Origin of the sequence: Metabacillus fastidiosus NBRC 101226, assembly GCF_001591625.1 — a bacterium.
GTDB classification, from domain to species: domain Bacteria; phylum Bacillota; class Bacilli; order Bacillales; family Bacillaceae; genus Metabacillus; species Metabacillus fastidiosus.
In genome coordinates, this window is the sequence record NZ_BCVG01000103.1 from 1 (window position 1) to 12951 (window position 12951).

Sequence of the window (12951 nt, forward strand, 5' to 3'; positions counted from 1 at the left end):
TCGCTCAAATAAAAGATATAGCGAGTGCGATAAATGAATTATCATCCCGCTCAGCACAAATCGCAGATTCTATTCATACGGTGAAGACTGTTGCGGAAGAGTCAGCTGCAAGTAATCAAAATGTAACAGCAGCAACGGAAGAACAGCTTGCTTCAATGGAAGAAATTGAAACATCAGCAGCAAATTTAGCAAAAATATCAGAACAATTACAAGGATTAATTTTAAAATTTAAAATATAAAAAATAGAGCATGAGTAATAGACTGGAAGTAGCAGCCATTACTCATGCTTTTTAATTTTACTAGTATTTTACACCTATTTTTTCTTTATTAAGAACAATTTCCTTGCCTTTATTTTGAAAGTTTAATAGTCTATTTAAAGAAATCATTTGCTAATATTTAGAAAAAATCTATTGAAAGTATGATCTTCTTTGAATCAAAGAAGGGATAAATATATATAGCGATTAATTAAGGGGTGGGGAATGTGTTAAAGAAAGCGTCGATTTTATCATTGGGAGCAATCGTTGCACTATCTCCTGGGATAACGGCTTCAGCTGAAGACGGTTTAAAAGAGAAGCAAAATGAAGAGATAAAAGAAGAGCTTGTAAATACAGACTCCGTCATTCCTGTGGAGGAAACAAAAGAAGGGGAAAAATCGAGCGGGAAAGCTGAACTGAAAGAAGAAAGCCGGGAAGGTAGTGAGAGATCTAAAGAAAAAGAAGAAACGAGTGAAAAACTGGAAATAAATACAGAAGAGGTACAGCAGCCATCTGACAATGAAAACAATAAAGAAAAATCAGAAGAAAAGGAAGAAGATAATGAACCTGAATTTATAGCATCAGATATTCAAGGCACATTAAGCGGTTCTATATCAGCGTTTAATGAAAAAGAAGGTCATTATTATTTGAATGTGAAAGTAAATATAACGAATCGTTCTTTATATGATCTTGAAGATACATATGTTGGATTTTCTCTTCCAAAGGATATTCGAGTTCTTGAAATAGGAGATGCATCGGCATTTGAACTTTTCGAAGGAGATAACGGAGCGAATAATTTGGCTATTAAATTGCCGAGAATGAAATCCGGAGCAGCGAAGGAAATTAATGTGAAAGTTCCAGTTGTAGGGAAAACATCAGCAAAAGCAGTAAACAGCAGCTTAGAGCTTTTTGTTATCTCACCTGAAGGCTATGTATCCTTAGGAAAAATTAGCGGCAATGCGAATGTGAACTATGCAAATTTAAAAGAAGAATGGCATTTTAATGGGGTTGCACAAGCCCTTACTGATTTCCCTGGATTACCGAAAAATCATTTTGGTATGCAATTTGGCTTTAAACTGCAAAATTTAACGATAGAGAAAGTAAATAATATGAAAGTGGAATTTATCGTTCCAAACGGTGTGAAAATTCATAAACCAGATCAATATGAAGAGGCAGATATTCCTGAAGCTTTAAAGGAATTTTTAAACAGAGATTCAGGAGACATATCTGAGTCATTAACTATTAACTGGTCTGGTAATACAGCAAAAATTAATATTGGCTCTGTTGATGGCGGACATACTTATCAAGGTTTTTTCTCAGCGGTCGGCGAAAGCAAGCTAAGCCTAGATACTATTAAAGGATTGAAAGTAAAAATAACTTTAAATAATGGGAGTAAAACGGTGAGAGAATTAACTGTGCCGATTGAGCTTGTCAGTTATAAAGGTAGTTCTGAAAAAGATAATACTGTTATTCCTATAAAAAATTCGAATACGGATAGCCCGGTAAAACAAACAGGTTCTTCACATAATACTAGCAGTACAAATACAAAATCGAAAACTGTTGAAGGCGGACTGCTTCCAAAAACAGCAAGTACTTATCCGCTCGGTGCATTAGCAGGTGGAATGATTGCAATGCTTGGAGCAGCTATTCTTGTCATAAGAAAAAGGTTTTTTTATAAAGTATAGACACATAGTAAAGGGGACGGGTCCGTCCTCTTTACCATTTTCAAAAGGAGGCTAAAAATGGCAAGATCACTTGGGATTGTAGCAGTTTTTCTCATTATTGGAGGTATTTCCTATTCAGCGTGGCATATGTACAGCTGGTGGGACGGCAAACAATCTGTCCAAACAATCGGACAGATGGAAGAAAATTCCGTTGTTTCCGCTAAATCTTTAAGCAGTGAGGATATATTCAGTGAGAGCACCTATAAACCTACTATAGAAGATTACTCGACGCTTGAAATAAATTATGAAACAGGACAGAAGGTGGCAAAGCTTGAAATCCCGGCATTAAATCAAGTATTCGATATTTTTTGGAATACGGATGATTCCACATTGAAAAAAGGTGTCGGTATGTACGTAAGCGAGTGGACGACAACACCAAATGAAACCGGCGGTCATACAGTTGTGAGTGGACACCGTGATACCGTTTTTACGGAACTCGGCGATTTGAAAAATGATGATGAGATTTACATTCATTATGAAAATAAAACATATAAATACAGCATTCAAAAGATTTGGATTACACATGCGGAAGATCGTACAGTAATCGTAAAAAAGGATATTTCTACATTAACATTGACGACATGCTACCCATTTGATTATATCGGATCGGCACCTGACCGCTATATTATACAAGGGGAATTAGTAAGTGAGAAATAACCTGTCAGCAAAATTATTGCCGGCAGGTTATTTTCTTATATAATAGAAGGATAAAAAGCAATGAGGAGAAAGAGAAATGGCCAATACAAAAACAAACGCAATGCGAATATTAGCAGCAAAAAAGATTGATTACGATATGTTTACATACAGTGCGGAAGACGGGAAAATTGACGGAATGTCTGTAGCGCAGAAAATTGGTAAAAATCCTGAATATGTATACAAAACACTGGTGACGCAAGGAAGTGACAAGCAAATCTATGTGTTTGTTATTCCGATTGAGAGGGAAGTAGATTTAAAGAAAGCGGCTAAAGCAGCAAATGTGAAAAAACTGGATATGCTTCCGGTAAAAGATATTCAAAAATGGACCGGTTATATTCGAGGGGGCTGTTCACCGATAGGAATGAAAAAACTTTATCCAACATTTTTTGACGAGCATGCAGCAAATATTGACCGTATTGTTGTAAGTGGAGGTAAAATAGGCATCCAAATTGAAGTAGAGGTAAGAAAGCTTCAGGAAATCGTCGAAGCAAAATTTGCCGATGTTGTGAAGTAAGAAAGAAGAGGCTGATGGGTCCGTTTATTTGGGGATTCACTGATATAATGCGGAGATCGCTGATAAAAGTGGAATTTCGCTGATATATTCGAAAGATCGCCGATATATATAGAAAAAATTCTTCTCTATTCGAGTTCAAGTATATAGCAGAAAGTATCTTCAATTATTAAAGAAACTTCGATTTTGCAGAGAATAAATCCTTTAATATAGCATAAAAAATAATTATTAAATATAAAACATCTTATTATTAAAATAAGACGTTTTATATGCTTACCATAGGACAGGCTTAACGACCATGAGCCAGAGCATCGTGCTTAGTAAAATAATATAAATCCAAATAGAGCGATTTAATTTTGCTGCGAGTACAGTACGGTCTTCGTCTTTTTGATGGAATTTCCGCAATGTTGGTGAAAATGCACGGGCGAGGAAAAATAATGAGCAAAAGAGGATGAGAAGTGTCATTATAATCCATGAAGTTCCCCAAGTCCAAGGGCCTGAAAAAATAAGAAGAACACCTGTGGAAACGAGAACATGTCCAGAATGTTTCGTCAGCAGCACAACGAAGCGGAATGTATGTAAATAAGCATTTAATTCCGCTTCGTTTGCAGTTCTAAGTTTTTTAACGATCGATAACAAAATGAAAAACGGACCGATAGATGCAACGGCGCTTAAAACATGTAAATAGATGAATAGCCGATATATTAAATCCATTTATTAATATTACTCACTAACTTGGCTGAATTCATGTACCCATACTTTCATATGTGGAAGCCATGGCATATTTGGATGGTAGGAAAGAATAGCTTCCTTATATGATTCAACCGTATCGAAACCTTCCTGGCGTGCATGTGCATCTGTCAGTTCCCCTAGCTCCTGGGAGTAAACGCGGTCAACAATAAACTTTTTATCTTTTAAAACCATCACTTCTCCAACATCAGCATATCTTCCATTTCGTCTTGTTGCCGTTTTTTTGCCGGCGATTACTTTTTCCACGTCAGCAGGCATTGTAACGAGACGTTCGATGGAACATGTTTTTGGCGGTAATTCCTGATTTAATTCCTTTTCTTTCATGAAGAAAACCCCCTTCATTTTATCTTATATATACTGTATCATATTTTAGGGATTACTAGAACTTTTTAACAAGCGCTATTGTTAAAAAGATGCCAAATGAAAGAAAGACTATATGAGCAGACGAATGTTATGATAATATCTAAATATAAAAAAGGGGCTGGTGACAATCAAAACGATTATAAAATACTTATACATTACTTTCGGCTTTATTTTTGTCGGGATTGGGCTTTTGGGGATTGTACTGCCTCTATTACCTGCAACACCATTTTTAATGCTGGCTTCATTTTGCTTTATGAGAGGATCAAAGAAGTTTGAAATCTGGCTTAAAGAATCTGCTATGTATAAAAAATATGTAGTAGAATTTTTTCATAATAAATCGATGACATTAAGACAGAAAATAACGATTCTTTTATTTGCTGATTGTATGATTGCTATTCCATTTATTATATTGGACAATATTTTTATTCGCATTATTTTAATAGCGGTCGTGGCTTATAAATACTATTATTTCATTTATAAAATAAAAACGGTGAAAGCTTACGGGTAAAAAGGGTCTGTTCGATAAGTTGCTAATAAGTTTGAAAAGCTGAAAGGCCCCTTCACAAAATCCTTGATTTACTGGATTCTCATAAAGAGGCCTTTCAGGAGGATGTCTGGAAGGGGTCGTCTTTTATCCCTTTTAGGCATCCTCTTTTTTCTAGTATTTCTTTACTTCAATTGGACTAACCATTAAAACTGCCAAACATAATGTCAGCCACATATATAATTGAGGTGACATAAATCCAATTGCCATATAAGACAATGTTAAAATGCAGCCGGCTGCTGTTATTGGAAGTCCGACAAAACTTCCGGTAAATGTGGTGACATTAAATTTAGCCAGACGGACAGCTCCACAAAGAATGAATAATACTGTCATCCATATACCGGGATTGCCAAATTCAAATAACACTGTACTGTACAGAAGAATCGCAGGTGCAAGACCGAATGAGACAAGATCACAAAGGGAATCAAGCTGCTTTCCAAACTCTGAGACAGTATTCAATTTCCTCGCTATTTTTCCATCAAACCAGTCTAATAATGCTGCTAAAAAAATCATGAGGACGCTAATATGCACATGGTTATTTAAAATGAAAATGATAGAAACAATTCCAAAACCTAAATTTAATAATGTAATAATATTAGCAATTTGTCCTTTAATTAATTTTATTGTATGATCAATACGATCGGTAATCATGAAATCACTCCGATGCATTTTATGTAAATAAGTTTCATTATACAGTAATTATTTTCTTTTTTCTATGATTGGTGGTATTTTTATTTTGTTAAAACGTATTTTCAAACTATTTGTTGAATTATCCGGTAATAAGTTTTTCTCTGCGATTTTAGTGAAAACGACTACTTCAAAATGGAGTAAATACATAATCCCGCTTTTCGTTAAGGTGTATAAAATTGATAAAGATGAAATGGAACTGCATGTGTCTGATTATGAAAGCCTGCATCTTTTATTTACGCGGAAGCTAAAGAGCGGATCGAGACAGATTGCAAGTGAAAGCAATTGCTTAATTAGTCCTGTAGATGGGATGATAAGAGATTTTGGAAGAATAAATGATTCATCAAGATTTCCGGTTAAAAATACAGAAATTGATCTTAGAGAGATGCTCGGATCAGATGAAAAGGCACAAAAATATAAAAACGGCCACTATATTATTTTCTACTTATCCCCGCAAAATTATCATCGCATTCACAGTCCAATAAAAGGAAACATTCTATCAAGCTGGATATTGGGCGGTGTTTCTTATCCGGTAAATGATTGGGGCTTAAAGTATGGAAAGAGGCCGCTGTCAACAAACTTTCGCTTAATTACAGAAATGGAAAGCAATTATCAAGATGTTGCTATCGTTAAAGTTGGTGCACTTAATGTAAATAGTATTCATTTAACGAATGAAACAAATACATTGCAATATGGTGATGAACTGGCATACTTTTCATTCGGTTCCACTGTTATTTTATTAATCGAAAATGAAAACTTCTCTTTCTCCTCCCATTTAAAAGAAGAAACAGCAATTAAATATGGAGAGCAGATAGGAGGGTACTTACACGACGGGGGAGCTTAATAAAAGTCTCCCCCATATTCGTGTTGTATGAGAACTTCCCTATTTATATGCTCTTTTTCTTCTTTAATCGGATAAATATTGCTGAAATAGCGATTAAAGCAATGAACCCCCACACATATCTAGTAGTATGAGAGAAGAATACTTCCACCTCTGTCCATTTTCCGCCAAGATAATGACCTAAGAAAATAAAAGTCGATGCCCACACTACTGCTCCGATGTATGCAAAGCATGCAAATTTCCCAAAATGATAAGTGGACATGCCAGCCACATATGCAGTGACATGCCTGACGCCGGGAATAAAATAACCGGATATAAGAAACAGAGGCCCGTAGTTATTAAACTTTGCTTGTACCCAGTCGGTTTTCTTTTCTGTTATAAAAAATTTCGGTCCGTACTTTTTTAAAAATGCTGAACCTAAATATTTTCCGATAAGATAACTGATAGATATTCCGACAATGGAACCGATTATAGCACAGCCGATAGAAGGCCAGAAATCCATCTTTTCTAAAAATATATAATAGCCAACAAATGTTAAAAGCACTTCATCAGGTATCGGCAGTCCTACAATTCCAAGAATTAAAATAAAAAAAAGTCCCATGTAACTGTAATTTGTAATAATGTATTCCCATTCTGCCAAAAGTGATCACCACTAATCTAGTTTATTCTACAAAATTCAACATACATTATTTTAACATATTAGAAAATTTTTATGAAAGCAATGTTGAAAGGATTAATGAAAAATTAAGAACTGAACCTGTTTCTCGCTGCTTCCAATTATAAAAAATAAGCAGTACTATTAAATAGTATGAATATTAAGCGGAGGTGGACAATATGAAAAAAATGAATATTATTGTATTTTCAATCTTCTTACTTGCTATTTTAGTGATGTGGATTATAAATCAAAGTTCTTAATCTGAAAAAATAAAGCCGGGTGTTTGGCTCAGGAACGGTGTGAATCGGCTTAAGTTCATATGCATTTGCAGCAGGAACTGTAAGGAGTACAGGATTTTAAAATTTTCTTTGGGTCAATGAAAAATGATATAGAATATGCTATAGTTAAAAAGCATTACGCTCTATATAGTACTTTGAAAAGAGATGTGAACATAGATGACAAATTTTCTAGAACTCGGAATTCGAAAAGAGATTAATCATACATTAAAGTCACTCGGACTTACTACACCTACACCGGTACAGGAAAAAACGATTCCACTTATACTTGAAGGAAAAGATGTCATTGCCGGGGCACAGACTGGAACGGGAAAAACATTGGCATTTGTTTTGCCAATTCTTGAAAAAATTGATGTACATAATGATGATATTCAGGCGCTTATTTTAACGCCGACGCGTGAACTTGCTCAGCAGATTACAAAGGAAATAAAAAAGATGATTGAAAACGTCGAAGGAATAAAAGTGCTTGCAGTTTACGGCGGCCAGGATGTTTCCCATCAGCTGAGTAAATTAAAAGGTGCGATCCATATCGTTGTCGCAACACCGGGACGTTTGCTTGATCATATAAGACGGGCAACAGTTGATTTGTCAACAGTGAACATGCTCGTTTTAGATGAGGCGGACCAAATGCTTCATATGGGCTTCCTTCCTGAAGTAGAGGATATTATTTATGAAACATTCCAGTCAAGGCAGACAATGTTATTTTCTGCAACGATGCCTGCTGAGGTGCGTTCGCTTGCTAAAAAATACATGAATGAACCTGAAAATATACAAATCAAGGCGAAACAAATAACGGTTTCTGAAATAAAGCAAGTTGTTATTGAGACGACAGACCGGAGAAAACAGGAAACATTAATTCATTTACTGAAAGAAGAAAATCCTTTTTTAGCTATTATTTTCTGCCGTACGAAAATACGAGCGAAAAAGCTTCAGGAAGCACTTATTGCTGAAGGGTTTGATTCGGATGAGCTGCACGGTGACTTAACACAGGCGAAGCGGGAAAAAGCGATGAAACGTTTTAGAGAAGCGAAAATTCAAATGCTCGTTGCGACAGATGTTGCAGCAAGAGGGCTTGATGTAGAAGGTGTGACACATGTATTTAATTACGATATCCCACATGATGTCGAAAGCTATGTCCACCGGATCGGAAGAACGGGACGCGCCGGCGGTTATGGTATTGCGTATACATTTGCTGCACCGAGAGATCTAGACTTTTTACGAATGATTGAAAAAGGCATTAAACAAACATTAGAGAAAAAAGCGATTAAAGGGATTAGCATACCTGATCGAGATGATTATAATAAAGAAGAAAAGCGCCGTCCTCTGAAGAAAACAAATGAAAAGAAAGACGGATACCGCGGGAAAAAAAGAGAAGATCGTTCTCATTCATCTGCAAGAGGGAGAAGAACAAGGTAAAGGCTATGGAGGGAAAAAGATGATTGTTAAAACGGAACAAGATATAAACGGTTTAAAAGAAATAGGAAAAATTGTCGCAGCTATTAGAGATGAAATGGTAAGTAAGGCGAAGCCGGGTGTAACGACGAAAGAACTTGATGATTTAGCCGGTGAACTTTTTAAACAGCACGGTGCAAGCTCAGGTCCGAAAGATTTATACGATTTCCCGGGATTTACTTGCATCAGTGTAAATGAACAAGTTGCACACGGGATTCCAGGTGAACATGTTATTGCAGATGGTGATTTAGTCAATATTGATGTATCAGGCTCTAAAAATGGCTATTTTGCAGATACAGGTGTTTCCTTTGTTGTCGGTGATCAAGAAAAGCATGCGGATTTAGTGAAGCTTTGTGAAGCGGCACAGGAAGCATTTGCGGCAGGATTAAAGAAAATAAGAGCAGGCTCCAAGCAAAATGGGATCGGCAAGGCTGTTCATAATTCAGCAAAGAAGAGCGGCTACACAGTTATAAAAAATCTCACTGGCCATGGTGTTGGTCTATCGCTGCATGAGCCGCCAAACCATATTTTAAATTATTTCGATCCTTGGGATAATGCTTTATTAAAAGATGGAATGGTTATCGCTTTTGAACCGTTCGTATCGACTGGTGATGAAGAAGTGTATGAGAAAGAAGACGGATGGACATTTGAAACGAAAAATAAAAGCTATGTTGCACAATATGAACATACGGTTATCGTTACGAAGGATGAACCAATCATAACGACATTATAAATGAATATACATGGATAAAGAGGATATCTACAAGGGGGTAAAAGCAATCCCTTCCAGACATCCTCCTGAAAGGCCCCTTTATGAGAATCCGGTAATACCAAGGATTTCGTGATGGGGCCTTTCAGCTCTTAAAACTTATTAGAGAATTATTGGGAAGCTCCTCTTCATATATCTGTTTATCCTCCACTTAGCGGTGGGTAAGACTTCTGCCTCAAGGTTCCGATAAGGAAGATTCATTTTAAGTGCACATCATTGTTTTAAAATGTTTGAATATGGTATTTTAATGGATAGAGACAATAAGGGAGGGAAATTGCATTGAAAAGGAAATGGTGGAAAGAAGCAGTCGCATATCAAATTTACCCACGCAGCTTTATGGATTCAGATGGTGATGGAATAGGTGATTTACGCGGGGTTATTTCAAAACTTGATTACTTAAAAGAATTTGGGATTGAGGTTATTTGGATTTGTCCGATTTATGAGTCGCCTAATGATGATAATGGCTATGACATTAGCAATTACAAAGGGATTATGGAAGAATTCGGAACGATGGCTGATTTTGATGAATTATTAGCTGAAGTACATAAAAGAGGCATGAAATTAATTATGGATTTAGTTATTAATCATACATCTGATGAACATCCCTGGTTTGTCGAATCCCGTTCTTCTAAAACGAATCGTTACCGGAATTATTATATTTGGCGGGAAGGAAAAGACGGGAAGGAGCCGAATAACTGGGAATCTATCTTTGGCGGCTCTGCATGGGAGTACGATGATAAAACAGATGAATATTATTTACATCTGTTTTCGATGAAACAGCCTGATCTCAACTGGGAGAAAAAGGAAGTAAGAAAAAGCCTGTATGAAATGATTAACTGGTGGCTTGATAAGGGAATTGACGGTTTCCGTGTCGATGCGATTTCCCATATTAAAAAAGTACCTGGTTTCCCTAATTTGCCGAACCCTGATAAAATGCCGTTCGTTCCGTCTTTTGAAGGACATATGAACCGTGAGGGTATTCAGGATTTTTTAGGAGAGTTGAAACGGGAAACATTTGATAAATATGATATTATGACTGTCGGTGAGGCGAATGGTGTTTCTGTTGAAGATGCAGAGGAATGGGTCGGTGCAGAGAAAGGGAAATTTAATATGGTTTTCCAATTTGAGCACTTAGATCTTTGGGGTAAAGATGTAACGACTGGCATTGATATTCAGGAACTTAAAAAAACATTTACACATTGGCAAAAAGGTCTTGAAAGTTTTGGATGGAATGCTTTATTTTTAGAAAATCATGACCAGCCTCGCTCGGTCTCCACATGGGGAAACAGTGAAGAGTACCGAGTAGAGTCGGCTAAATCTCTCGCTACGATGTTTTTCCTTATGCAAGGAACACCGTTCATTTATCAGGGGCAGGAAATAGGAATGACAAATGTAAAGTATAGTGCTATTACAGATTATGATGATGTAGCAACGAAAAATTTATATATAGAAGAAAGAGCAAGAGGAAAAAGCCATGAAGAGATCATGGAGATTATATGGAAAAACGGCCGGGATAATTCGAGGACACCGATGCAATGGACAGATGAGATAAATGCTGGTTTTACGACTGGAAAGCCATGGCTGCCAGTGAATTCTAATTATTGTTCTATTAATGTAAAGCAGTCATTGCAGGACCCTGACTCCATTTATCATTATTATAAGAAAATGATCGAGTTAAGGAAAGAGCATGAAGCTCTTATTTACGGAAGCTATGATCCCGTTTTAGAAGAACATGACAAGATTTTTGCTTATACAAGAACGTTAAATGATGATGTTTTTCTTATTATGGCAAATTTATTTGAGGAAAAGGCAAGTTTTGCTTTTCCAAAGTCGCTTCGTAAAAAAGAAAGACAGTTGCTTTTAAGCAATTATGATGTAAAACAAGAGGAAGATCTCAAAAAAGTGATATTTAAGCCTTTTGAAGCAAGGGTTTATTTATTAAAATAAACGAAATATAGGGGAGAGGTGACGATTGCAGTCACCTCTTTCTGTTTATGAAATTTAGAAGCCGCCTTCACCAGGAGTAAATGGAATTGTCAGTCTGTTTTCTACTGTACGGAGTCTTTGATTTAATCTGTTTAGTCTGCGAGTATGTTGTTCAACTACTTGATTTAAACGATTTACCTCCCGATTTAACTGGTTTATTTGTCTGTTTTGTTCACGTACACTGTTGGATAATCTTGTTAATTCTTGTGTTTGTCTTTGATTTTGTCTTTCAAGTGTTGCAACTCTTCTTTCTAATGCTTGTGGCTGACGGTCAGTATCAGTCTCTTCTTCCTGCTGAGGATGTAGATCATTTTCATATGGGATGTAATTCGTTTGCTGTGGAACATAATGATAATAATGGTTTGGATAGTTCACGGGATGCCGCTCCTTTTTTGATCGTATTAGGTGAAACCACTATAATCTTATGTAGTTAAAAACAGAGTGACACGGCATTCGCCCAAAAAATAATTAATACTTAGCAATACCTGATTTCATTAGCATTCCATTTAATGTACGATTCATTTGTCTTTCGATCCATTTTGCACTGTCAATAAGCTTCTCTAAATTCGTATTCGTCTGAATATCCATACTGTGGAACATATTCACCATATCTTCTGTACATACATTTCCAACTGCTTTTGGTGCAAATGGACATCCTCCAAGTCCTGCAATAGAGGAATCGAATCTTGTGACTCCAGCCTGGTAGCCCGCCAAAATATTAGCAAGTCCAAGCCCTCTCGTATTATGAAAATGAAGTCCTAATTTTACACTTTTTCCGAAGATATCATAAAATGTGCGAACTGTGTTTTGTACTTGTCTAGGATTGGCCATTCCAGTCGTATCAGCCAGTATTATTTCCGAACAGCCAGCATGAAGCAGTTTTTCAGCAGTTTTTAAGACGCAGAGCAATGGAACCTTCCCTTCAAACGGACAGCCGAATGCCGTACCGATTACAGCGGTGACATCTATATTAGCCTGAATGCTGTCTTGAATAATTTTTTCTAATTCTCTTACATTTTCATCAGTCGTTCTTTTTGCGTTACGAAAATTAAAAGTATCACTCGCCATGACTGCTGTATGCAAATAGTTAATATCTGTCCGAAGTGCACGCTCAAGTCCGGACCGGCTTAATATGAGTCCTGCATAACGAATATTTTCTTTTTTCGGCAAAAGCATTAACACATCTTCTGCATCAGCCATTTGCGGAATCACTTTAGGATTAACGAAGGAGGTGACTTCAATATGTGTAATACCTGCATCGATTAATTTCGTAATTAACTCGACCTTCGCCTCAGCTGAAAGAAGCTTTTTTTCATTTTGCAGCCCGTCACGAGGGCCTACTTCGCAAATATCAATCATTTTCCTCTCTCCTTTCACAGCAGTCAGGAATGCAGTTATTTATCCTAGCCTTAACGAGCAGTAA

At 36.5% G+C, this 12951-nt stretch carries 14 protein-coding genes and 1 pseudogene; 9 read left to right on the forward strand and 6 right to left on the reverse strand.

Translation table 11 applies throughout. The annotated features are described in order from the left end of the window. From BFA01S_RS22930 to ybaK, 4 genes and pseudogenes are all read left to right on the forward strand, one after another. Positions 1 to 239: pseudogene (locus tag BFA01S_RS22930) on the forward strand (methyl-accepting chemotaxis protein); the annotation flags it as partial. Between the two features lie 242 nt (positions 240 to 481). Next, positions 482 to 1939, forward strand: a complete 1458-nt coding sequence (locus BFA01S_RS17875) for a hypothetical protein (RefSeq protein WP_066233897.1) — start codon at positions 482 to 484, stop codon at positions 1937 to 1939. A 57-nt stretch (positions 1940 to 1996) separates the two neighbouring features. Beyond that, positions 1997 to 2635 carry a class D sortase gene (locus tag BFA01S_RS17880; protein ID WP_066233899.1) on the forward strand — a complete coding sequence of 213 codons (639 nt, stop codon included), beginning with the start codon at positions 1997 to 1999 and terminating at the stop codon, positions 2633 to 2635. A gap of 76 nt (positions 2636 to 2711) precedes the next feature. After that, positions 2712 to 3188, forward strand: a complete 477-nt coding sequence (gene ybaK, locus BFA01S_RS17885) for a Cys-tRNA(Pro) deacylase (protein ID WP_066233902.1) — start codon at positions 2712 to 2714, stop codon at positions 3186 to 3188. Positions 3189 to 3458: 270 nt separating this feature from the next. Here ybaK and BFA01S_RS17890 read toward each other — a convergent pair whose 3' ends face one another. Together BFA01S_RS17890 and BFA01S_RS17895 are read right to left on the reverse strand one after the other, a co-directional pair. Continuing rightward, positions 3459 to 3899, reverse strand: a complete 441-nt coding sequence (locus BFA01S_RS17890) for a hypothetical protein (protein WP_066233905.1) — start codon at positions 3897 to 3899, stop codon at positions 3459 to 3461. A 9-nt stretch (positions 3900 to 3908) separates the two neighbouring features. After that, positions 3909 to 4259 carry an ASCH domain-containing protein gene (locus BFA01S_RS17895; protein ID WP_066233908.1) on the reverse strand — a complete coding sequence of 117 codons (351 nt, stop codon included), beginning with the start codon at positions 4257 to 4259 and terminating at the stop codon, positions 3909 to 3911. 160 nt (positions 4260 to 4419) lie between these two features. Between BFA01S_RS17895 and BFA01S_RS17900 the strand changes: the two genes are divergently transcribed. Continuing rightward, positions 4420 to 4806, forward strand: a complete 387-nt coding sequence (locus BFA01S_RS17900) for a YbaN family protein (RefSeq protein WP_235843059.1) — start codon at positions 4420 to 4422, stop codon at positions 4804 to 4806. 150 nt (positions 4807 to 4956) lie between these two features. On the opposite strand, the gene pssA is transcribed toward BFA01S_RS17900, so the two are convergent. After that, positions 4957 to 5493, reverse strand: a complete 537-nt coding sequence (gene pssA, locus BFA01S_RS17905) for a CDP-diacylglycerol--serine O-phosphatidyltransferase (protein WP_066233911.1) — start codon at positions 5491 to 5493, stop codon at positions 4957 to 4959. A gap of 85 nt (positions 5494 to 5578) precedes the next feature. Between pssA and BFA01S_RS17910 the strand changes: the two genes are divergently transcribed. After that, positions 5579 to 6373 carry a phosphatidylserine decarboxylase gene (locus BFA01S_RS17910; RefSeq protein WP_066233914.1) on the forward strand — a complete coding sequence of 265 codons (795 nt, stop codon included), beginning with the start codon at positions 5579 to 5581 and terminating at the stop codon, positions 6371 to 6373. 43 nt (positions 6374 to 6416) lie between these two features. Here the strand turns inward: BFA01S_RS17910 and BFA01S_RS17915 are convergent, their stop codons facing one another. After that, positions 6417 to 7010, reverse strand: a complete 594-nt coding sequence (locus tag BFA01S_RS17915) for a DedA family protein (protein ID WP_235843060.1) — start codon at positions 7008 to 7010, stop codon at positions 6417 to 6419. Positions 7011 to 7480: 470 nt separating this feature from the next. Between BFA01S_RS17915 and BFA01S_RS17920 the strand changes: the two genes are divergently transcribed. The 3 genes from BFA01S_RS17920 to BFA01S_RS17930 all read left to right on the forward strand — a co-directional run bounded on the left by BFA01S_RS17920 (position 7481) and on the right by BFA01S_RS17930 (position 11489). Continuing rightward, positions 7481 to 8737 carry a DEAD/DEAH box helicase gene (locus BFA01S_RS17920; protein ID WP_066233917.1) on the forward strand — a complete coding sequence of 419 codons (1257 nt, stop codon included), beginning with the start codon at positions 7481 to 7483 and terminating at the stop codon, positions 8735 to 8737. Between the two features lie 19 nt (positions 8738 to 8756). Further along, entirely contained in the window at positions 8757 to 9506 is a 750-nt protein-coding gene (gene map, locus BFA01S_RS17925) for a type I methionyl aminopeptidase (RefSeq protein ID WP_066233920.1), read from the forward strand. A gap of 315 nt (positions 9507 to 9821) precedes the next feature. Beyond that, positions 9822 to 11489, forward strand: coding sequence for a glycoside hydrolase family 13 protein (locus BFA01S_RS17930; protein ID WP_066233923.1), 1668 nt, complete (start codon positions 9822 to 9824; stop codon positions 11487 to 11489). A gap of 54 nt (positions 11490 to 11543) precedes the next feature. Here BFA01S_RS17930 and BFA01S_RS17935 read toward each other — a convergent pair whose 3' ends face one another. Both BFA01S_RS17935 and BFA01S_RS17940 read right to left on the reverse strand, forming a co-directional pair. After that, positions 11544 to 11903: a hypothetical protein gene (locus tag BFA01S_RS17935; RefSeq protein WP_066233925.1), complete on the reverse strand. Its 360-nt coding sequence runs from the start codon at positions 11901 to 11903 to the stop codon at positions 11544 to 11546. Between the two features lie 93 nt (positions 11904 to 11996). Next, a complete protein-coding gene (locus tag BFA01S_RS17940) occupies positions 11997 to 12887 on the reverse strand; it encodes a hydroxymethylglutaryl-CoA lyase (RefSeq protein WP_066233928.1) in 891 nt (296 codons plus the stop codon). Between the last annotated feature and the right edge of the window lie 64 nt (positions 12888 to 12951).

Coding starts and splice junctions, on each gene's coding strand:
- BFA01S_RS17880 (WP_066233899.1), top strand. CDS start 1,997: ATGGCAAGATCACTTGGGATTGTAGCAGTTTTTCTCATTATTGGAGGT.
- ybaK (WP_066233902.1), top strand. CDS start 2,712: ATGGCCAATACAAAAACAAACGCAATGCGAATATTAGCAGCAAAAAAG.
- BFA01S_RS17890 (WP_066233905.1), bottom strand. CDS start 3,899: ATGGATTTAATATATCGGCTATTCATCTATTTACATGTTTTAAGCGCC.
- BFA01S_RS17895 (WP_066233908.1), bottom strand. CDS start 4,259: ATGAAAGAAAAGGAATTAAATCAGGAATTACCGCCAAAAACATGTTCC.
- pssA (WP_066233911.1), bottom strand. CDS start 5,493: ATGATTACCGATCGTATTGATCATACAATAAAATTAATTAAAGGACAA.
- BFA01S_RS17920 (WP_066233917.1), top strand. CDS start 7,481: ATGACAAATTTTCTAGAACTCGGAATTCGAAAAGAGATTAATCATACA.
- map (WP_066233920.1), top strand. CDS start 8,757: ATGATTGTTAAAACGGAACAAGATATAAACGGTTTAAAAGAAATAGGA.
- BFA01S_RS17940 (WP_066233928.1), bottom strand. CDS start 12,887: ATGATTGATATTTGCGAAGTAGGCCCTCGTGACGGGCTGCAAAATGAA.